The organism is Pseudomonas sp. RW409 (assembly GCF_003184125.1).
Classification (GTDB): Bacteria; Pseudomonadota; Gammaproteobacteria; order Pseudomonadales; family Pseudomonadaceae; genus Aquipseudomonas; species Aquipseudomonas chlororaphis_I.
Genome location: NZ_QHHP01000004.1, coordinates 291,274 through 310,213, shown reverse-complemented (window position 1 = coordinate 310,213; position 18,940 = coordinate 291,274). Strand labels below are relative to the sequence as shown.

General features: G+C 63.9%; 18 protein-coding genes. 4 read left to right on the top strand and 14 right to left on the bottom strand.

Annotated elements, in window-relative coordinates:
- Window positions 1–103: 103 nt before the first annotated feature.
- Window positions 104–658, top strand: coding sequence for a UPF0149 family protein (locus tag DK261_RS03950; RefSeq protein ID WP_110175298.1), 555 nt, complete (start codon window positions 104–106; stop codon window positions 656–658).
- Window positions 659–764: 106 nt separating this feature from the next.
- On the opposite strand, the gene DK261_RS03945 is transcribed toward DK261_RS03950, so the two are convergent.
- From DK261_RS03945 to DK261_RS03910, 8 genes are all read right to left on the bottom strand, one after another.
- Window positions 765–1,550: a sulfite exporter TauE/SafE family protein gene (locus DK261_RS03945; protein ID WP_009049969.1), complete on the bottom strand. Its 786-nt coding sequence runs from the start codon at window positions 1,548–1,550 to the stop codon at window positions 765–767.
- 219 nt (window positions 1,551–1,769) lie between these two features.
- Window positions 1,770–2,303 carry a DUF3087 domain-containing protein gene (locus tag DK261_RS03940; protein WP_028682079.1) on the bottom strand — a complete coding sequence of 178 codons (534 nt, stop codon included), beginning with the start codon at window positions 2,301–2,303 and terminating at the stop codon, window positions 1,770–1,772.
- A gap of 222 nt (window positions 2,304–2,525) precedes the next feature.
- Window positions 2,526–3,296: a DUF533 domain-containing protein gene (locus DK261_RS03935; RefSeq protein ID WP_028682080.1), complete on the bottom strand. Its 771-nt coding sequence runs from the start codon at window positions 3,294–3,296 to the stop codon at window positions 2,526–2,528.
- Window positions 3,297–3,453: 157 nt separating this feature from the next.
- Complete coding sequence (locus DK261_RS03930; RefSeq protein WP_009049972.1) at window positions 3,454–3,894, bottom strand: carboxymuconolactone decarboxylase family protein; 441 nt, start codon at window positions 3,892–3,894, stop codon at window positions 3,454–3,456.
- Window positions 3,895–4,133: 239 nt separating this feature from the next.
- Window positions 4,134–5,573, bottom strand: a complete 1,440-nt coding sequence (locus DK261_RS03925) for a mechanosensitive ion channel family protein (RefSeq protein WP_016702380.1) — start codon at window positions 5,571–5,573, stop codon at window positions 4,134–4,136.
- A gap of 401 nt (window positions 5,574–5,974) precedes the next feature.
- Window positions 5,975–6,601 (bottom strand): isochorismate family cysteine hydrolase YcaC, encoded by a 627-nt coding sequence (ycaC, locus tag DK261_RS03920; protein WP_009049974.1) that lies wholly within the window; start codon window positions 6,599–6,601, stop codon window positions 5,975–5,977.
- Window positions 6,602–6,658: 57 nt separating this feature from the next.
- The gene (locus DK261_RS03915) at window positions 6,659–7,342 is read right to left on the bottom strand and encodes an isochorismatase family protein (protein ID WP_016702381.1); all 684 of its coding nucleotides are present in this window, start codon (window positions 7,340–7,342) and stop codon (window positions 6,659–6,661) included.
- 97 nt (window positions 7,343–7,439) lie between these two features.
- Window positions 7,440–8,306 carry a pirin family protein gene (locus tag DK261_RS03910; RefSeq protein ID WP_016702382.1) on the bottom strand — a complete coding sequence of 289 codons (867 nt, stop codon included), beginning with the start codon at window positions 8,304–8,306 and terminating at the stop codon, window positions 7,440–7,442.
- Window positions 8,307–8,413: 107 nt separating this feature from the next.
- On the opposite strand from DK261_RS03910, the gene DK261_RS03905 reads away from it, so the two are divergent.
- The 3 genes from DK261_RS03905 (at window position 8,414) to dkgB (ending at window position 10,979) form a co-directional block, all read left to right on the top strand.
- On the top strand, window positions 8,414–9,322 hold the full coding sequence (locus DK261_RS03905; RefSeq protein WP_009049977.1) for a LysR family transcriptional regulator: 909 nt from the start codon (window positions 8,414–8,416) through the stop codon (window positions 9,320–9,322).
- Window positions 9,323–9,447: 125 nt separating this feature from the next.
- The gene (locus tag DK261_RS03900) at window positions 9,448–9,987 is read left to right on the top strand and encodes a PaaI family thioesterase (RefSeq protein ID WP_009049978.1); all 540 of its coding nucleotides are present in this window, start codon (window positions 9,448–9,450) and stop codon (window positions 9,985–9,987) included.
- Between the two features lie 188 nt (window positions 9,988–10,175).
- The gene (dkgB, locus tag DK261_RS03895; RefSeq protein ID WP_110175297.1) at window positions 10,176–10,979 is read left to right on the top strand and encodes a 2,5-didehydrogluconate reductase DkgB; all 804 of its coding nucleotides are present in this window, start codon (window positions 10,176–10,178) and stop codon (window positions 10,977–10,979) included.
- A 4-nt stretch (window positions 10,980–10,983) separates the two neighbouring features.
- Here dkgB and DK261_RS03890 read toward each other — a convergent pair whose 3' ends face one another.
- The 6 genes from DK261_RS03890 to DK261_RS03860 all read right to left on the bottom strand — a co-directional run bounded on the left by DK261_RS03890 (window position 10,984) and on the right by DK261_RS03860 (window position 18,817).
- A complete protein-coding gene (locus DK261_RS03890; protein WP_028682085.1) occupies window positions 10,984–11,463 on the bottom strand; it encodes a hypothetical protein in 480 nt (159 codons plus the stop codon).
- A 366-nt stretch (window positions 11,464–11,829) separates the two neighbouring features.
- Window positions 11,830–12,246: a hypothetical protein gene (locus tag DK261_RS03885; RefSeq protein ID WP_029526230.1), complete on the bottom strand. Its 417-nt coding sequence runs from the start codon at window positions 12,244–12,246 to the stop codon at window positions 11,830–11,832.
- Between the two features lie 173 nt (window positions 12,247–12,419).
- The gene (locus DK261_RS03880; protein ID WP_007927856.1) at window positions 12,420–13,136 is read right to left on the bottom strand and encodes an MgtC/SapB family protein; all 717 of its coding nucleotides are present in this window, start codon (window positions 13,134–13,136) and stop codon (window positions 12,420–12,422) included.
- Window positions 13,137–13,511: 375 nt separating this feature from the next.
- Complete coding sequence (gene mgtA, locus DK261_RS03875) at window positions 13,512–16,277, bottom strand: magnesium-translocating P-type ATPase (RefSeq protein ID WP_110175296.1); 2,766 nt, start codon at window positions 16,275–16,277, stop codon at window positions 13,512–13,514.
- A 591-nt stretch (window positions 16,278–16,868) separates the two neighbouring features.
- Window positions 16,869–18,203, bottom strand: coding sequence for a lysine N(6)-hydroxylase/L-ornithine N(5)-oxygenase family protein (locus tag DK261_RS03865; RefSeq protein ID WP_053269563.1), 1,335 nt, complete (start codon window positions 18,201–18,203; stop codon window positions 16,869–16,871).
- Between the two features lie 131 nt (window positions 18,204–18,334).
- On the bottom strand, window positions 18,335–18,817 hold the full coding sequence (locus DK261_RS03860; RefSeq protein ID WP_016702389.1) for a sigma-70 family RNA polymerase sigma factor: 483 nt from the start codon (window positions 18,815–18,817) through the stop codon (window positions 18,335–18,337).
- Between the last annotated feature and the right edge of the window lie 123 nt (window positions 18,818–18,940).

The window sequence follows — 18,940 nt, the reverse complement described above, 5'->3', positions numbered from 1 at the left end:
CGCGACGATGATCGGCGCTGGATAAAAGCCGCGGAACGCGCCATCCTCCGCGTCTTTTTTCCGCGCAGCCCCTGGGGCGCACGTTTTTCCAAGGAAGCCGTCCATGCACAACCAGCCGCTCAGCCCCGCCGAGTTCGAATTCATCGAAGACACCCTGCTCAAGTACGGCGACGACCATTCCGTGCTCAACCTGGCCGAGCTCGACGGTTTCTGTACCGCCCTGGTGTCCGGCCCGGCCCAGGTGGACATCGCCGAATGGTTCCCGGCCATCTGGGGCGGGCAGAACCCGGACTGGCAGGACCCCGAGGAGTGCAAGCGCTTCATCGAGCTGAGCGTGCGCCACCTGAATGCCCTCGCCACGGCACTGGCGAGCGACTCGGCGAGCTTTCAGCCGCGCTTCGAACAGACCGAGCATCAGGACCAGCCGCTGACGCTGGCGGAAGAATGGTGCTTCGGCTACATCCGCGCCATGGCCGTAAGCAACTGGCCCGAACTGCCCGCCGCCCAGGCCGCCCAGCTGCAAGCCATCATCACCTGCGCCGAACAGGACAACTTCGAACTGCCGGCCGACCTGGATCTGGTTCAGCATCGCCAGACGGTAGCCCGCGTCGAACAGGCGGCGCGTGGGCTGCACGATTACTGGTTGGCGCAACGCTGAGAGTGGCGTGGAGGCAGGTCTGCCAGGATCTGGCTCAATCTGCACAAACTCCAAAAACACAAAAGCCTCCCGCAGGAGGCTTTTGGCTCGGCCCGCCAGCACGGGTTCAGAACGCCAGCTTGTAACCGATGGAAAACAGCATGACCGCCAGGAACGGCCGCAGCAGTTCGTCCGAGACGCGGCCGGTCATGTGGCTGCCGAGCCAGATCCCCGGCAGCGAGCCCATCAGCAGGAAGCCCAGCAGTTGCCAGTCCATGTTGCCCATGCTCGCGTGCCCCAGGCCAGCGACCAGGGTCAGCGGCACGGCGTGGGCGATTTCGGTGCCGACCAGGCGCTTGGTGGCCAGGAACGGGTACAGGATGAACAGCGCCACGGTGCCCAGGGCGCCAGCGCCGATGGAGGTCAGGGCGACCATGGTGCCGAGGACCACGCCGGTGACCACCGTCAGCCCGTTGAGGCTGGAATCCTTCAGGTGGTAGTGATCGCCGGCATGCTTCTGGGCAAACGCCAGCAGTTTTTTCTTGAACAGGATCGCCAGGGCGGTAAGCAGCAGCACAAATCCCAGGGCCTGCTTGATCACGCTGTTCAGCGCTTGCGGGTCGGTGTCCAGGCTCTTGAGGAACCACAAGGTGGCCAACACCGCGGGCACGCTGCCCAGGGTCAGCCAGCCGGTGATCTTCCAGTCGATGTTGCGGTTTTTCTGATGGACCAGCACACCACCGGACTTGGTGATGGCGGCATACAGCAGGTCGGTCCCCACAGCGGTCGCCGGGTTGATCCCAAACCACAACAGGATCGGGGTCATCAGCGAACCGCCTCCCACCCCCGTCATCCCAACAATGAAACCCACCAACAGGCCCGCGATTACAAAACCAAAATTACCCACATCCATCAATAAGCCCTACGCATCAACCGCGGCCAGGTAAAAAACTGGCGGCAGCATAGCGCTAATGCTTATGTCCATTTATATAAATAAAATCTAACGTTATAACTCTTTGCCTTTTTGCCATGTATCCAGCGCATGTAACCCTTGGATTTCATGCAGCAGTCACATGGCGAAATGGGCTTGGAGGCGGCCGGGAAAAACCTTGGACGCCGCGCCCTTTTCAGCTCATTTTTTTACCGGGATCCGCTTCACTGCTTCGATCCAGTCCGGATTCAAGCGGTTCTGCTCGGTGTCCATGCCCAGCGCTTCCATCCGTTCCTTGTGCCGGTCGATCTCATGCACCACCTGGCTCAGCGCGCTGGAGTTGGCGTCCAGCTGGTGCATCTGGGTCAGGCCCAGGTGGTAGAAGCGCAGCAGTTTCATCGCTGTCGGGTCTGCGGCCTCGACGCCGGCGGTGACGTGATGCATGACATTGGTCACGCTCATCAGGCTGCGCTTGAGCTGCCAGCCGTAGACCGCTGCGGCCATCCACGGCTGCGACCAGAAACGCACGCGCATCAGCACCATGCTCAGCACCAGCCCGGCCAGCACGCCGGCGACATTCAGGCGGAAGTTGTCGCCGCCAGGCGTGCCGAACAGCAGCACCGCGGCGCTGGACAGCAGCATGGCCAGGGACAGGAAGATCAGGGCGATAAACAGGGTGCTACGACGGGTCTGCTGGCGAAAAAGCTCGGGGTTCTGCGGCTGGATCTCGAACATGGCGACGGTGCGCTCGCATGATGAACAGGCCAGCATTATCACCCTGCCCGCACCGGGAGATGGCGAATAAATCTGCGCTGCGACAATCCACCTCGGCCCTGGGTGGTCGCACTGTCGAAACGACTCTGAGATTGGGAGTGATACGGATGCGGGATTGCCGGGCGTCGATGGCACGCCCGGCACGGTCAATGAACCGGCCCCGCGGGGGCCGGTTCTTGTGAGTCAGGCCACCCCGCCCTTGGCCTGTTGCTCCAGGTGCAGTTGCAGCTCGGGGTCGATCCGCAGCGCCGCCGCCAGCTCGTCCAGGTAACTGCGCTCGGCGTCCTGCTGGTCGTCCACCAGCATCACGCTGGCCAGGTACATTTCCGCCGCCATGCCCGGCTCGCCCGCGGCCGACTGGGCCACGTCGGCGGCGTCCAGGGGACGCGCGACTTCGTCGTCGAGCCATTGCTGCAATTGCGGGTCGTCGGTGTGACGGCCGATCTCGGCGCTGATCAGTTGTTTTTCCTGCTCGTCAATACGGCCATCGGCCTTGGCCGCGGCGATCAGGGCACGGAGGATCGCATGGCTGTGTTCTTCGACTTCCGGGCCGGCCAGTTGGTCGACGGTGCGCAACGCCTGTTGCGGGGCCGCCGATTGCTGCTGTTGTTGCCAGGCCTGGTAAGCCTGGAACGCCATCATCCCCAGGGACGCCAGCGCGGCGTAGTTCATGCCACCGCCGGAGCGGCCCTGAGGGACTCCACCGGAAGTCGCGCCGCCAGAGATCGCGCCGCCCAAGCCGGAACCACCCAGCAGGCCGCCCAGCAGACCACCCAGCCCGCCAGCACCCAGGCCACCCGGAGCACCGCCGCCGCTGTTCCCGCCCAACAGGCCGCCGAGCAAGCCACCCAGGCCTCCCAGGCCGCCCTGCGGTGCCGAGGCCCCGCCACCCTGCTGCGTCATCGAGGCCTGGCCGGCGCGCAGCAACTGTTCAAGCAAATCACTGGTGTTCATGGCATCGCTCTCTTCGGGCAGTTATTCAGACTGCCAACAATAGTCTTCGCCACGGCTTGCGCCAACTGCTTCCGCTGGTGCCCTGATTCCTCCTCGCCAAACGCCGGCGCTGGCGGTCCGTTCGATCCGCCAGCGACGGCCATTGAGCCCGGGTGAATCAGGCCTGGGGCATTTTGCGGAAACCCACGGCCAGGCGGTTCCAGCTGTTGATGGTGGCGATCGCCAGGCTCAGGTCGACCTGTTCGCTGGGGCTGAACTGGCTGCTCAGCAGCGCGTAGTCGGCATCCGGGGCGTGGGTTTCGCTGACCCGGGTCAGCGACTCGGTCCAGGCCAGGGCGGCGCGTTCGCGGTCGGTGAAGAACGGCGTTTCGCGCCAGACCGAGACCGCGTACAGGCGGCGCTCGGTTTCCCCGCTCTTGCGCGCGTCGGCGGTGTGCATGTCAACGCAGAAGGCGCAGCCGTTGATCTGCGAGGCGCGCAACTTCACCAGCTCGATCAGCGACTTTTCCAGGGGCAGTTTCGAGACCGCGGTTTCCAGGGCGATCATGGCTTTGAGGGCGTCCGGCGAAGCGGTGTAGAAATCGATACGCGGTTGCATGGGGGTAGCTCCAGATCCAGTGAATGTGGCGCTACGTTAAGCCCGGGTGCAGTCCATACCAATGACCAATTCCGGCTAAGACCAGGTGACCAATGTCCCCGGCCCTACGAAAACCTCCTGTAGGAGCGAGCTTGCTCGCGATCCGCGTAGCGGCCATTTACTGCGGTGCCTGGGCGAACCTCATCGCGAGCAAGCTCGCTCCTACAAGGGCCGCGCATGGGCCATGCATTGCTGGATGCTCAGGCGCGGCGGCGCAGCCACTGCATGAAGCCTTTTTTCAGCACGGGCCGCGGGGTTTCCTGGGTCAGGGTCTGGGCGATGTGCTGGCGGAAATCCAGGAGATTTTTCATCGCCTCGTTGATATCGCGCCGCGCGTCCAGGCACGGCTTGAGGTACTCGTTTTCGATGCGGTAGAGGGTGCAGAAGGTCTTGGCCGAGAAGTCCGCCGCGTTCGCCTGATCGGCGATGCCCGCCTCGCCTATCACTTCGCCCGGCCCCATGCGCCCGGCTTCGAACGGCTTGCCATCGCGGATCAGGCTGACCGAGACCACCCCCGACTCGATGATCAGCAGGTGATCGCTGACCTCGCCCGCCGGCAGGATGGTCTCGCCGGCGCGGAAGGTTTGCAGGGTCATGTTCTGGCTGAAGGTTTCCTTCTCCTCCTGGCGCAGGGTGGAGAAGATGCTCGAGCTGTCCAGCAGCGCCCGCGGGCGCGACAGGTTGGCCGCCACGCTGCTTTCACCGGTGGACAGCAGGCTGACGCCGGACGCCTGCAAGTGACGGAAAGCCAGGTCGAACAGCTGGTTGCGCACTTCGCGCTTCTGGCTCATGGAGGCCACGAAGCCGCTGATCTCGTACTCAACCCCGGCGTTGCCCGAGCTTTTCAGGGCCACGCTGGGGGCCGGCTTGGGGAGCAGGAAACGGCAACCGAGCATGGCCCGCTCCAGCGCCTCGATCACCGTTTGCGGCCGCGCATGGGGGCTGACCTGGAGGCTGATGGACAGCCCGTGCATATCGGCGGGACGGCTGAAGTTGATGATCTTGGCCTTGGCCGCCAGGGAGTTGGGGATCACCGCCATGCTGCCCTGGGAGGTCTGCAAGCGGGTGGCGCGCCAGTCGATGTCGGTGACCCGGCCTTCGGTGCCGTCGATGGAGATCCAGTCATCGAGCTGATAAGGCTTGGTGGTGTTCAGCACGATCCCGGAGAACACGTCGCTGAGGGTGCTTTGCAGCGCCAGGCCGACAATGATCGCCACCGCGCCGGAGGTGGCCAGCACGCCCTTGACCGGCAGTTCCAGCACATAGGCCATGGCGGCGATGATGGCGATCAGGAAAATCACCGCGCCCATCAGGTCCTGCAACAGCCGCCCGGTATGCCCGACCCGTTGCATCATCAGGGTGCCGAGCAGCACCGTCAGGGTCCGCGCGCCGAACAGCCACCAACCGATCTGCAACCCGGTGGCGGCCAGGTGCAGCGGCACGTCCTCCGGCCAGGGCGCCGCCTGCATCGGGTTCAGGCCCTGGTTGAACAGCAGCACGCTGTACAGGGTGAAGATCAGCACCCGCACCAGCAGCTTCCAGTAACCGCCCCGCGCGCCGATCAAGCGCCACAGCAGCATGTCCAGCAGGATCAGCACCAATGCGGCGAACAACGGGTGGTCGGCGAACAGAATCGACATCAAGCAACTCCAGCACAGTCAGAGGCGCGACAATCTCACAGAAGCGACCTTGCAGGTATAGCCGGAAAAACAAAAACAGGGGCCTCATGGGAGGCCCCTGTCTGTAACGCCTTCGTTCACCTCTGTAGCCGCTGGCGCAGCCCGTAGCCGTCGTCAAGGCCGAGCACGCGGTTCGACAGGCGGACCGCATGCCCTGGGTCGCGCTTGCTGCGCAAGCGATCGCAGCCTTCGGCAGCGGCTACAGGTATGGTCACCGTGTAGCCGCTGCCGAGCCTTGGCGAGGCTGCGATCGGCAACGCAGTTGCCGCAACCCCTGAGCCCCGGACCTGCCTGGAAAATGCGTTGGCCGGTTTACGGGGCTGCGCCCCCGGTCGCAGCCTTCGCCAGCGGCTACCGGCAGGTCATTTGCCGGTGGTCAGGGTGGTGTAGCTGGTGATCAGGTTGCGGTAGTCCGGGATGTGGTTGGAGAACAAGGTGCCCAGGCCCTCGATGTCGTTGCGCCAGTCGCGGTGCAGCTCGCAGGCCAGGCCGAACCAGGTCATCAGCTGCGCGCCGGCGGTGGACATGCGGTTCCAGGCCGAATCGCGCGTCAGCTCATTGAAGGTGCCGGAGGCGTCGGTCACCACGAACACCTCGAAGCCTTCTTCCAGGGCCGACAGCGCCGGGAACGCCACGCAGACCTCGGTCACCACGCCAGCGATGATCAGCTGCTTCTTGCCAGTGGCCTTGATCGCCTTGACGAAGTCCTCGTTGTCCCAGGCATTGATCTGGCCGGGCCGGGCAATGTACGGCGCGTCCGGGAACAGCGCCTTGAGCTCGGGCACCAGCGGGCCGTTGGGGCCGGTTTCGAAGCTGGTGGTGAGGATGGTCGGCAGCTTGAAGTACTTGGCCAGGTCGGCCAGGGCCAGCACGTTGTTCTTGAACTTGTCCGGGTCGATGTCGCGCACCAGGGACAGCAGGCCGGCCTGGTGATCCACCAGCAGCACGGCGGCATTGTCTTTATCGAGACGCTTGTAGGCAGTAGTCATGGGGTAATCCTCGCTTCTTGTCGATACCGACTGGAAATCGGCGTGGGGGGTGCTGCTTCAGCGCTGGGAATCCAGCACTTCGTGTTCATTCGCCACTTGCTGGGCCTTGATGTAGCTCTCGATCAGCAACTGATAGTGCGGCATGGCCTGGGCGTAGACCGCGGCCCACTGCTCGGCGTCCGGACGGTTCCACGAACCCTGCAGTTCGGAGAGCGTGGCCATGATGTCGATCGGCACCACCCCGGCCTGGGCCAGGCGGGCGATGGTCAGATCGGTGGCCAGCCGCGAATGGTTGCCCGAGGCATCGACCACCGCGAACACCTTGTAGCCTTCATGCACCGCGGCGATCGACGGAAACGCCAGGCAGACGCTGGTCAGGGTGCCGGCGATCACCAGGGTTTTCTTGCCGGTGGCTTCTACCGCCGCCCGGAACTCGGGATTGTCCCAGGCGTTGATTTCGCCTTTGCGGGCCACGTACCGGGCATGGGGCGCTTCCTGGTGGATTTCCGGGATCAGCGGGCCGTTGGGCCCCTGGGGTACCGAGGCCGTGGTGATTACCGGCATCTGCAACAGGGTCGCGGCTTTCGCCAGGGCGATGGCATTGGCCCGCAGTTGCGGCACGTCCATGTCCTTGACGATCTGGAACAGGCCGCTCTGGTGGTCGATCAGCAGCATTGCCGCGTCGTTGGGGTCGATGGTCGGTTTCAGGCCATTGAAGTTGGCCGCGTTGAGGGTGTTCATGTGCAGTTCCTCTGGTGTCTAGGCATTTATTTAAGGCAACAGCCATCCCTGGCCCTGAAACCGGCCTACACATCCTGTGCAAGTCGGTAAGGGGGTGTCAGCCAGGCATCTGGCCGAAACGGCCGGACTGGAAGTCGACGAATGCCTGGTGGATCTCGGCCTCGCTGTTCATCACGAACGGGCCATGGCCGACGATGGGCTCGTCGATCGGTTCACCGCTGAGCAGCAGCACCACCGCGTCGTCGTTGGCTTCCAGGCTGATCTGGTCACCATCGCGTTCGAACAGCACCAGCTGACCTTCGCGCACCAGCTCCTGGCCATTGACCTGGACCGTGCCGCGCAGCAGCACCAGGGCGGTGTTGCGCCCCTGGTGCAGGTCGAGGGTCAGGGGCTTGCCGGCATTCAGGCGGATGTCCCAGACGTCGATCGGGGTGAAGGTGCGCGCCGGGCCCTTGACGCCGTCGAACTCGCCGGCGATCAGCCGCAGGGTGCCGGCCTTGTCCTTGAGGGCAATGGCCGGAATGTCGCCATCGAGAAGGGTCTGGTAACCGGGGGCGGCCATCTTGTCCCGCGCTGGCAGGTTGACCCACAGCTGGACCATGTCCAGGGTGCCGCCGGACTGGGCGAACGCTGCGGAGTGGAATTCCTCATGGAGAATCCCCGAGGCCGCGGTCATCCATTGCACGTCGCCAGGGCCGATCTTGCCGCCGCTGCCGGTGGAGTCGCGGTGTTCCACCTCGCCCTTGTAGACGATGGTCACGGTTTCGAAGCCGCGATGGGGGTGCTGGCCCACGCCACGGCGCCCCTGGGTCGGGGTGAATTCAGCCGGGCCGGCGTGGTCGAGCAGCAGGAACGGGCTGATGTGCTTGCCCAGGTTGTCGTAGGAAAACAGCGTACGAACCGGGAAACCATCGCCCACCCAATGAGACCGTGGGCTGGTGTAGATACCGATGATGTTTTTCATGCGGGTGCCTCCGACATGGGTGAGTTATTTCGTGGATACACCTTAAAACCCATACCTTTGATGCACTAGACTGCAAAAATCGTCCTTAGCGTTCTATTTGGAGAACGATGGTGGAAGACCTCAACACCCTCTATTACTTCACCCAGGTCGTCGAACACCGGGGTTTCGCCGCCGCCGGGCGCGCCCTGGACATGCCCAAGTCCAAGCTCAGCCGGCGCATTGCCCAGCTCGAGGAACGCCTCGGCGTGCGCCTGATTCACCGCACCAGCCGCCACTGCTCGCTCACCGAGATCGGCCATGAGTACTACCAGCGCTGCCTGGCCATGCGCGTGGAAGCGGAAAGCGCCGCGGAAGTCATCGAGCGCAACCGTTCCGAACCCCAGGGCCTGGTGCGCCTCAGTTGCCCGACCGCGCTGCTCAACTCCTGGGTCGGGCCGATGCTGACCCGCTACATGCTCAAGTACCCGCTGGTGGAGCTGTTCATCGAGAGCACCAACCGCCGGGTCGACCTGATCCACGAAGGTTTCGACATCGCCCTGCGGGTGCGCTTCCCGCCGCTGGAAAGCAGCGACCTGGTGATGAAGGTGCTGGGCAACAGCACCCAGTGGCTGGTCGGCCACCCGGACTTTCTCGCGCGGCTGTCGAGCCCCGCCTCGCTCGCCGACCTCAGCGGCCTGCCGAGCCTGCACTGGGGCTCGGCGCAGCGCGAATACCAGTGGGAGCTGTTCGGCCCCAACGAAGCCCTGGCGCAGATTCGCCACAAGCCGCGGATGGTCACCGACGACCTGATCGCCCTGCGCCAGGCGGCCCTGGCGGGGATCGGCATCGTCCACCTGCCCAGCGTGGTGGTGCGCGACGATGTGGCCGCCGGGCGCCTGGTGCAGCTGGTACCGGACTGGGCGCCCAAGTGCGGGATCGTCCATGCGATCTTCCCGTCGCGCCGTGGCCTGCTGCCGTCGGTGCGCACGCTGATCGACTTTCTCGGCGAGGAGTTCAGCCGCAGCGATATCACCTGAGGATGCGCTCCAGGTGAAGCCAGGCTGAATCTTCCGACCTGTGGCGTTTTTGACACTGGCCGAAATAATATTTCGAACATAATATTTTGCTCGTCATCTTATTCCGCCCAGTGAGGAAAACGCCCATGCAAAGCCCATCCCGCGAGGCCACCCTGGCCCAGTGGATTGCCCAGGAACAGGCCATGCGCGCACGCCTGGCCGGTCCGGGCAGCCTGTCCCTGGCCGAAGTCAGCGCCCTCTCCCCCAGCGAATTCTTCGATGGCATCGGCAACGGCGAACTGCCCTCGCCGCCCATCGGCACGCTGATGGATTTCATCCCCATCGAATGGTCCGCCGGGCACTTCGTGTTCCAGGGCACCCCGGATGCCCGCCATTACAACCCGCTGGGCAGCGTGCACGGCGGTTATGCCGCGACCCTGCTGGACTCCTGCATGGGCTGTGCGATCCACACCCGGCTGAACAAGGGCCAGGGCTACACCACCCTGGACCTGCGCATCAGTTATGTACGGGCCCTGACCGGCAGCAGCGGGCCGATCCGCGCCGAAGGCAAGATCGTCCACCTGGGCCGCTCCACCGCCCTGGCCGAAGGGCGGATCTACGATGTCGATGGCCGCCTGTACGCCACCGGTTCCACCACCTGCATGATCCTCGAAGCCCGTGGCTGAACCTGTCGCGTGTGGAGGTGGGTGATTGATGGGGGTCGCCCGGTTGCTCCTGCGGGGCGTGCGTCGTCTCTGCGGGAGCCGGGGATATTCGTGATTCGCGGTAAAGATTCCTTTGCCTGTCCGGCGGTTTTTCTCAAAGGTACGGACCGGGATACTCGTGGCCTTTCCACTGCCATCTGGAGTCATCCATGTCTGTACCTGCTTTCGGCCTCGGCACCTATCGCCTGCAAGGCCAGGTGGTCATCGACTCGGTCAGCACCGCGCTCGAGCTGGGCTACCGGGCGATCGACACCGCACAGATCTACGAGAACGAAGCCGAGGTCGGCCAGGCCATCGCCGACAGCGGCATCCCCCGCGACGAGCTGTTCGTCACCAGCAAGATCTGGGTCGCCAATTTCGCCCGCGACAAGCTGATCCCCAGCCTCAAGGACAGCCTGCGCAAGCTGCGGACCGACTACCTGGACCTGACCCTGATCCACTGGCCGTCACCGGACAACCAGGTGCCGGTCGAAGAGTTCATGGCAGCGCTGCTGGAAGCCAGGCAACTGGGGCTGACCCGGCAGATCGGGGTTTCCAACTTCACCAACGACCTGATGAAACAGGCCATCGCCGCGGTGGGTGCCGAACACATCGCCACCCACCAGATCGAACTGCATCCTTACCTGCAGAACCGCAAGGTCGTGGAGTTCGCGCAAAGCCAGGGGATTCACATCACCTCGTACATGACGCTGGCCTACGGGGAAGTGCTCAAGGACCCGGTCATCCAGCAGATCGCCGAGCAGCATCGGGCGACGCCGGCTCAAGTGACCCTGGCCTGGGCCATGCAATCGGGTTATGCGGTGATTCCCTCCTCGACCAGGCGCGCGAACCTGGAAAGCAACCTCAAGGCCTGTGCCCTGACCCTGGGCGAAGCAGACATGCGGCGCATCGCCGATCTGGAGCGCGGGCATCGCCTGACCAGCCCCGCCGGCATTGCACCGGCGTGGGACTGAGGTCCTAGCGCACCACGACATTCAACCGAATGCCGTCGGGCGCTATTTCTTCCTCATTGGAGCTGCCGGGAAACGTTCCGGCCGCCGGGGTCCTGCTCCGGCGGCCGGTGTCGATGGCCCTCATCAAGCGGCTGATGGTCTCGTAGTCCGGCAACGGCAGGCTGCTGATATACAGCTTGCGTCGCGAGCCGGGTGGAATCGATGGCATGCCGAGAAGCTCGGAGTCATAGACCAGTACGTGACGGACCTGCGGGTTATCCATGCAGAACGCCACGATATCGAGCCGGGCCTGCAACCCCAGAGAGGCGTTGATGATCAGCAGGTCCATTGGCTCACTGCCATATTCCACGATGTTCAACACCTCGATGAGTCGATACATCGGTGCAATCCGGTAATAGCCCAGCTGGTTCAGCACCCGCTCGATTTTCATTCGATGAAAATGCTGTTCATCGGCGATCAGGATTCGTAACGTTTTATTCGGCATTTTTTCGCGACCATGAAAAAGTCTGAGATGACAGGCTCCAAGCCTACGAATAAAGGCTAGGGGAGCAGCCGAGTGTTTTCTCTAAGGTTTTTCTGAAAAGCCCTACTCCACATTACTAAAATACGGCTTTCCCCTACTTTTTAAGCCTGAAATGCTCGTTTCCCTGGGATATCCACGGGCATCGGCGGCATACACCCGGTATCGATGGGCAGCTTTGGGCCCTGCTTCTTGCCCGGCCCGGGGGAGACAAAAGGCCCGCCCGGCCCCGGCAGCGGCCATCGGAAAACCGCTGGCCAGGTGGTGGTGTCCGCCGCCAGCAGCACGACGCAGCCCTGTTCCCAGCCACTGCGGGGGCTATTCCAGTATTCAGCAGGTTCGGTCTTTGCCCGAGGAGGGAGGATTGATATGGGCAATGAAGCGCAGGAGGATTTCCTGCGTTGCGCCCTGCACCCAGAGAATCTCCTGTAACGCAGAAGCGCCGAGGACCACCGGCAATGCATGGTCGGTGCGGCCGCCGTAGATCATGGCATGGCGGATCTGCGGGTTGCCCTGGCAGAACACGCCGGCGTCCACCCCGGCGGCAAACGCCAGCTCGCCGCTGAGCAGCAACAGGTCGAAGTTCTCGAAGGGCTCGCAGGAATAGTGGGTCAGGGTTACCAGTTCGCGGAAAGCCTCCACCGTGGCGACGCGAAAGTAACCCAGGCCATTCAACACACGCTGGATGCGTCCACACCGTTCCCGGGACGCGTCGGCAATCAGTATTCTCAGGCGTTTGTTGGGCATCGGCGTGGCAACTCTCGGTTGAACACAGAGGTTCAACAGACTATCCGATGGCCCCCGGCCGACTCTTTAAGACGATTCGCAAAAATCGCTGTAGACGGAGAATTTTTTCCTCTCGACAAAAAGCCCGCTGTTTACAGGCGCATCGCCCCACCGCACCAACACGATTGCGCGGTCTATTCGGTGGTACTGGGACTCCAGAATGCCTGCTCCACCAGGGCCGAGGTGGACAGCCGCGCCACCAGCGCGTCGAGTTCGTCGCCGTCCACCGAGGTGGTGGCCAGGGTGGCTTCGATCTCCACGTCGTCGTTGCCGAAGGCATGGACATCGATATCGCTGGCCGGGTAGTTGCTGCGCTCCAGCTCCGCTTCGAGCAGGGCGAACACGGCTTTCTGTTTGGAGCGATGGGCGATCACGTAGACGATGTTGGTGACCTCGGCGGAGATCACGTCCAGCGGCTGGCGGTTGATATTGTTGACGATCGGCCGCAGCAAGGTATTGGCCGCCAGCACGAACAGCGTGCCGAGAAAGGCCTCGAGGATCAGGTCGGCGCCGGCGCAGGCACCCACCGCCGCCGAGGCCCAGAGGGTGGCCGCGGTGTTCAGGCCGCGCACGTTGCCCTCTTCGCGCATGATCACCCCGGCACCGAGAAAGCCGATGCCGGACACCACATAGGCCACCACCCGCACCGCGCCTTCGGCGCCGCCGAGGCGGTTGGCCATGTCGACGAAAATCGCCGCCCCCACCGCCACCAGCACGTTGGTGCGCAGGCCGGCGGTGCGCTGCCGGTATTGGCGCTCGAAGCCGATCAGGCCACCGAGGATAAAGGCCGCACTGAGGCTGACCAGGGTGTCCACCAGGGAGGTCAGGTTGATGTTCTGGAGTGCTTGCATGAATCAAGTCCTTGAGTACGCGACGGTCGGTTGCCCCTACAGGATAGGTGCACTTTGCCGGAGCGAGCGGGCGGCGATCCAACCGCCCGCGATGAGGCCGGCCAGGGTGCCGGGTATCTTGCACCGGCAGGTATTACGAGCAGATGGCGATTGCCGGTTGGCCCGCGGAACCAGAGCCGCTGCACGGCCCATCGCGGGCAAGCCTCGCTCCTACGGATAGATGGCGCTCATCGGGCAAGCGCTGGATTGACCCTGTAGCCGCTGCCGCAGGCTGCGATCGGCCCGCAGGGCCGTGGCGATCGTGCCAACGCCGGAGGACCTGCGGTCCTGGCGCAGCCTGCGGCAGCGGCTACAGGATTTGGTGCGGCGCTCCGCTTATTGCCAGCCGAACCGGCGGATATAAAAGCCCTTCACCGCCTGGGTCAGCGCCATGTACGCCAGCAGGATCACCGGCAGGAACACGAAGTACAGCGACGGCAGCGCCTGCAGCTTGAAGTAGTGCGCCAGCGGGCCCATGGGCAGGAAGATGCCGATGGCCATGATCACCCCCGTCATCACCAGCAGCGGCATGGCCGCGCGGCTTTGCAGGAAGGGGATCTTCGGCGTGCGGATCATGTGCACGATCAGGGTCTGGGTCAGCAGCCCGACCACGAACCAGCCGGACTGGAACAGCGTCTGGTGGTCCGGGGTATTGGCGTCGAACACGTACCACATCAGGGCGAAGGTGCCGATGTCGAAGATCGAACTGATCGGCCCGAAAAACAGCATGAAGCGCCCGACGTCCGCCGGCTGCCAGCGCTGGGGCCGGGCCAGCATGTCCTCGTCGACGTTGTCGAACGGGATGGCGATCTGGGAAATGTCGTACAGCAGGTTCTGCACCAGCAGGTGCATCGGCAGCATCGGCAGGAACGGAATGAAGGCGCTGGCCACCAGCACCGAGAACACGTTGCCGAAGTTCGAGCTGGCGGTCATCTTGATGTACTTGAGCATGTTCGCGAAGGTCCGCCGCCCTTCCAGCACGCCTTCCTCCAGCACCATCAGGCTTTTTTCCAGGAGGATGATGTCCGCCGCCTCCTTGGCGATGTCCACGGCGCTGTCCACCGAGATGCCGATGTCCGCGGTGCGCAATGCCGGCGCATCGTTGATGCCATCGCCCATGAAACCGACCACATGGCCATTGCCCTTGAGCAGGCGGACGATGCGCTCCTTGTGCGAGGGCGTGAGCCGGGCGAAGACATTGGTGGTTTCCACGGCCTTGGCCAGTTGGGTATCACTCATGCGCTCGATGTCGTTGCCCAGCAGCAGGCCCCGTTGCTCCAGGCCGACTTCGCGGCAGATCTTCGCCGTCACCAGCTCATTGTCGCCGGTCAGTACCTTCACCGCCACGCCATGGGCGGCCAGGGCCTGGAGGGCCGGCGCGGTGCTTTCCTTGGGCGGGTCGAGGAATGCCACGTAGCCGATCAGGGTCAGCCCCTGCTCGTCCGCCAGGCTGTAACTGTCGCGGCCCCGCGGCATCGGCCGGGCGGCCACGGCCACCACCCGCAGGCCTTCGCCGTTGAACTCGGCGGTGACCTGGCGAATCCGCGCCAGCAGCTCGTCGCTGAGCATTTCCTCGGCGGCGCCATGGCGCACCCGGGTGCACACCGCCAGCACCTCCTCCACCGCGCCCTTGCAGATCAGCAGGTGCGCACGCTCCTTCTCGGCCACCACCACCGACATGCGCCGCCGGTTGAAGTCGAAGGGAATCTCGTCGACCTTCTGGAACGCCGTGCCGACCCGCAGCTCGCGGTGCACTTCGACGTGCTCCAGCACCGCCACGTCCAGCAGGTTCTTCAGGCCGGTCTGGTAGTAGCTGTTCAGGTAGGCCATTTCCAGCACGTCCTCGGACTCCTCCCCCCAGACATCCACATGCCGGGCGAGGAAGATCTTGTCCTGGGTCAGGGTGCCGGTCTTGTCGGTGCACAGCACGTCCATGGCGCCGAAGTTCTGGATCGCGTCCAGGCGCTTGACGATGACCTTCTTGCGCGATAGGAACACCGCGCCCTTGGCCAGGGTCGAGGTGACGATCATCGGCAGCATTTCCGGGGTCAGGCCCACGGCGATGGACAGCGCGAACAGCAGCGCCTCCATCCAGTCGCCCTTGGTGAAGCCGTTGATGAACAGCACCAGCGGCGCCATGACGAACATGAAGCGGATCAGCAGCCAACTGACCTTATTCACCCCGTTCTGGAATGAAGTCGGCGCCCGGTCGGTGGCCCCGACCCGCTGGGCCAGGGCGCCGAAATAGGTGGCATTGCCGGTGGTCAGGACCAGCGCGGTGGCCGCGCCGGACACCACGTTGGTGCCCATGAACAGGATGTTGTCCAGCTCCAGCGGGTTGAGGGTGGCGGCGTCCTGCTGGCGCGGGAATTTCTCCACTGGCAGCGATTCGCCGGTCATCGCCGCCTGGCTGACGAACAGGTCCTTGGCGCTGAGCACCCGGCAATCGGCGGGGATCATGTCGCCGGCCGAAAGCTGGATCAGGTCGCCCGGCACCAGTTGCCGGATCGGCAGTTCCAGGCGTTGCAGGCCCTGGTGCGCCACCGCCGCGCCATGCAGCCTGGCGAACACCGACGGCGCGCTATCGAGCACATCGCGCCGCAGCACCGTGGCAGTGTTGCTGACCATCGCCTTGAGGGCGTCGGCGGCCTTGTTCGACTTGGCCTCCTGCCAGAAACGCAGCAGCGTGGAGAGCACCACCATGGAAAAAATCACCGTGGCCGCCTTCATGTCTTCGGTCAGCCAGGAGATCACCGCCAGCAGGGTCAGCAGCAGGTTGAAGGGGTTCTTGTAGCAATGCCACAGGTGCGTCCACCAAGGCAGCGGCTGCTCATGCTCGACCTCGTTGAGGCCATGCCGTTCGCGCAGGGCCTGGGCCTCGGCTTCGCTCAGGCCATCGGTGTGGCTGCCGAGGCGTTGCAGCAGGTCCGCGGCCTCGTCGTTGGCCGCGGCCACCAGGGTGTGCGCCAGGCTGGGCGGTACATCGCGGCTGACGCTGGCGTCGCTGAAGCTTTCCAGCAAGGCCAGGCGGCGAAAGTGCCGGGCGAAGTGCCGGGTCCGCAGGAAGCCGGCAAAAAACTCTTTGAGCAGGGTGAGGTTCATGGTGTGTCCCCTAACGGTCGGCGCCGGGAGACTCACAGCCAGGTCGGGTTCGCCGGCCGCGCGAACAGGCGCAGCCGTAGCGCGGCGATGCGTCAGGCATCACCCACTGTTGCAGTGTCGATGAGAAGGACATCGGGAACGGGCCCTGAAGGCCACGGTCGGGAAGCCGCCGCTCGCTGTTACGGCGAGACAACGGCGCAAAAAAAGCGGGCGCGTTATCTTGCCGGGAAGGCGCCGGTTATCGAAACCGGCCGACTACTGTCACTCGAACAAGTACCCACTGTGGGTCTCCGCTTGATGGAAAACGCGCGAAGCTTACGCCGCGGTTTTTGCCGAGTAAATCGGCGGCAAAGGCCCGGGCGGGGGAATCGAAAAGTTCTTCAGCGAAGGTTCAGGAAGGGTCGGCAGCGAAGGCTGGATGCGGGGATTTTCGGGGATATCGAGAGGGTTGGAATGGGGGACGGCTGCGCCGCCCATCGCGGGCAAGCCTCGCTCCTACAGGTTGACGTCGATTTGCGTCTGTAGGAGCGAGGCTTGCCCGCGATGAGGCCCGAACATTCAACACAGAACTATCGGGCCCGACGGCCTCTATCAGCTGGCCGTGGCCAGCAGCAGGTCGCGCACCGAACGGCTGTGGCGGCCTTTGTCGTGCTCGTACAGCGAGGCGGCGATTTCCTCGGCACGAATCGGCAGCACCGACAGCAAGGTGTCGCTCAGGCCATGGCTGGCCTGGCTGAAGCCCTGGGTGTAGATGCCGGCCTTGCAGCGCTCGTCGGTGATGACCCGGTAATTGCGGTCCACTTCGAAGTCGCCCAGGTAGGCTTCCAGCGGCGCCAGCAATGCGCGGTGGGTCTGGCGCTCGTAGCCGGTGGCCAGGATCACTGCATCGTAGTGGCGGGTGCTCAGCTCGCCGGTGGAGGTGTTGCGCAGCACCAGTTCGATGCCCTGGGCGGTGGCGGTGGCTTTCTCCACGGTGGTCAGGGTGCGGAAGGCATGGCGCGCGATGCCGGAGACTTTCTGGCGGTAGAGAATCCCGTAGATGCGTTCGATCAGGTCGACGTCCACCACCGAATAGTTGGTGTTCTGGTACTCGTGGACCAGGCGCTCGCGCTCGCCGCTCGGCTGCTGGAACACCAGGTCGGTGAAGGCCGGCGAGAACACTTCGTTGACGAACGGGCTGTCGTCCGCCGGCTTCAGCGCCGAACCGCGCATCAGTATGTCCACCTGCACCGATGGGAAGCTGTCGTTGAGGTCGATGAAGGCCTCGGCGGCGCTCTGCCCGCCCCCGATGATCGCCACGTTCATCGGCTTGCCGTTGGTGCATGGCTGGTTGGCCATGCGTTCCAGGTAGTGCGCGTGGTGGAACACCCGGCCGTCGTCCTTGAGCGCCTTGAAGGTGTCCGGGATCAGTGGCGTGCCGCCAGGGCTGACCACTACCGAACGGCTGGTACGGACGAATTCCTGGCCCTGGCTGTCGCGGGAAATCACCCGCAGTGCCTCGACCTGCTGGTTGTGCAGCACCGGTTCGATGGCCAGCACCTCTTCGCCGTAGCGGCTCTGCTCCTGGAAGTGCCCGGCGACCCAGCGCAGGTAATCGTTGAACTCCATGCGGCACGGATAGAAGGTGCCCAGGTTGATGAAGTCCACCAGGCGGCCGTGGTGCTTGAGGTAGTTGACGAAGGAGTACGGGCTGGTCGGGTTGCGCAGGGTCACCAGGTCCTTGAGGAAGGAAATCTGCAGGTCGCTCTGGGCCACCAGGGTGTTGCCGTGCCAGCGGTAGTCGGCCTGCTTGTCGAGAAACAGCGCGTCCAGCGGCCCCTGGATCTGGCCACGTTCTTCCAGCGCGATAGCCAGCGCCAGATTCGAGGGGCCGAAACCGATACCGATCAGGTCGTGAACGATGGTCGATGCAATTGCCTGTGTCATTTCCAGTGTCCTCTGGATAAATCCCTCAACGCGGGGAGAAATCGACGGTGACCTGATCGGCCCATGGCGAGGCAGCAGGTCGTCTGTTGAGTAGGAACGAGGACAGTGAAAAAAAATTTAACAAAGAAGGATCAATGGGCGTCCCACTGCCGGACCCGCACCCGGCAATGTTTCATTGCGTTGACGATGTGCTTCTCCACCAGGCTGCGGGAGATCCCCAGGCGCTCGGCGATCTCGGGGTGGGACAGGCCTTCGAGCTTGCGCAGCAGGAAGCTTTCCCGGCACAGCGCCGGCAGCTCCGCCAGCGCCCGTTGCAGCATGTCCAGGCGCTGGCCGTGGTCGATGCTGGTTTGCGGCGAGGGGCTGAAGAAGCGCTCTTCATTGTCGAGCACATCCAGCGGCTCGACCTGGCGCAAGGCGTTGCGCCGATGGCCATCGATCACCAGGTTCAGCGCGGTGCGATAGAGGAAGGCCCGCGGTTGCTCGATCGGCGTGTCGCTGGAGCGCTCCAGCACCCGCACGTAAGCGTCATGCACCACATCTTCGGCCACCTGCAGGTTGCCCAGCTTGGCGTTGAGGAAACACACCAGCTCGCGATAGTAGTTTTCCAACATGACTCCCGACCGCGATACGCGGCTTTTGTCCTTGAGCACAACCGGCGCCCCGCCCCTGGGCAGGCGATTCGATGATGGCAGTTTAGAAGTGGCGTAATTTATAGTAATTCTCATATAGATTTA

Excerpts from the sequence above, each read along its gene's own strand:
- DK261_RS03950 (WP_110175298.1), top strand. The coding sequence starts at position 104 with ATGCACAACCAGCCGCTCAGCCCCGCCGAGTTCGAATTCATCGAAGAC.
- DK261_RS03945 (WP_009049969.1), bottom strand. The coding sequence starts at position 1,550 with ATGGATGTGGGTAATTTTGGTTTTGTAATCGCGGGCCTGTTGGTGGGT.
- DK261_RS03940 (WP_028682079.1), bottom strand. The coding sequence starts at position 2,303 with ATGTTCGAGATCCAGCCGCAGAACCCCGAGCTTTTTCGCCAGCAGACC.
- DK261_RS03935 (WP_028682080.1), bottom strand. The coding sequence starts at position 3,296 with ATGAACACCAGTGATTTGCTTGAACAGTTGCTGCGCGCCGGCCAGGCC.
- DK261_RS03930 (WP_009049972.1), bottom strand. The coding sequence starts at position 3,894 with ATGCAACCGCGTATCGATTTCTACACCGCTTCGCCGGACGCCCTCAAA.
- DK261_RS03925 (WP_016702380.1), bottom strand. The coding sequence starts at position 5,573 with ATGTCGATTCTGTTCGCCGACCACCCGTTGTTCGCCGCATTGGTGCTG.
- ycaC (WP_009049974.1), bottom strand. The coding sequence starts at position 6,601 with ATGACTACTGCCTACAAGCGTCTCGATAAAGACAATGCCGCCGTGCTG.
- DK261_RS03915 (WP_016702381.1), bottom strand. The coding sequence starts at position 7,342 with ATGAACACCCTCAACGCGGCCAACTTCAATGGCCTGAAACCGACCATC.
- DK261_RS03910 (WP_016702382.1), bottom strand. The coding sequence starts at position 8,306 with ATGAAAAACATCATCGGTATCTACACCAGCCCACGGTCTCATTGGGTG.
- DK261_RS03905 (WP_009049977.1), top strand. The coding sequence starts at position 8,414 with ATGGTGGAAGACCTCAACACCCTCTATTACTTCACCCAGGTCGTCGAA.
- DK261_RS03900 (WP_009049978.1), top strand. The coding sequence starts at position 9,448 with ATGCAAAGCCCATCCCGCGAGGCCACCCTGGCCCAGTGGATTGCCCAG.
- dkgB (WP_110175297.1), top strand. The coding sequence starts at position 10,176 with ATGTCTGTACCTGCTTTCGGCCTCGGCACCTATCGCCTGCAAGGCCAG.
- DK261_RS03890 (WP_028682085.1), bottom strand. The coding sequence starts at position 11,463 with ATGCCGAATAAAACGTTACGAATCCTGATCGCCGATGAACAGCATTTT.
- DK261_RS03885 (WP_029526230.1), bottom strand. The coding sequence starts at position 12,246 with ATGCCCAACAAACGCCTGAGAATACTGATTGCCGACGCGTCCCGGGAA.
- DK261_RS03880 (WP_007927856.1), bottom strand. The coding sequence starts at position 13,136 with ATGCAAGCACTCCAGAACATCAACCTGACCTCCCTGGTGGACACCCTG.
- mgtA (WP_110175296.1), bottom strand. The coding sequence starts at position 16,277 with ATGAACCTCACCCTGCTCAAAGAGTTTTTTGCCGGCTTCCTGCGGACC.
- DK261_RS03865 (WP_053269563.1), bottom strand. The coding sequence starts at position 18,203 with ATGACACAGGCAATTGCATCGACCATCGTTCACGACCTGATCGGTATC.
- DK261_RS03860 (WP_016702389.1), bottom strand. The coding sequence starts at position 18,817 with ATGTTGGAAAACTACTATCGCGAGCTGGTGTGTTTCCTCAACGCCAAG.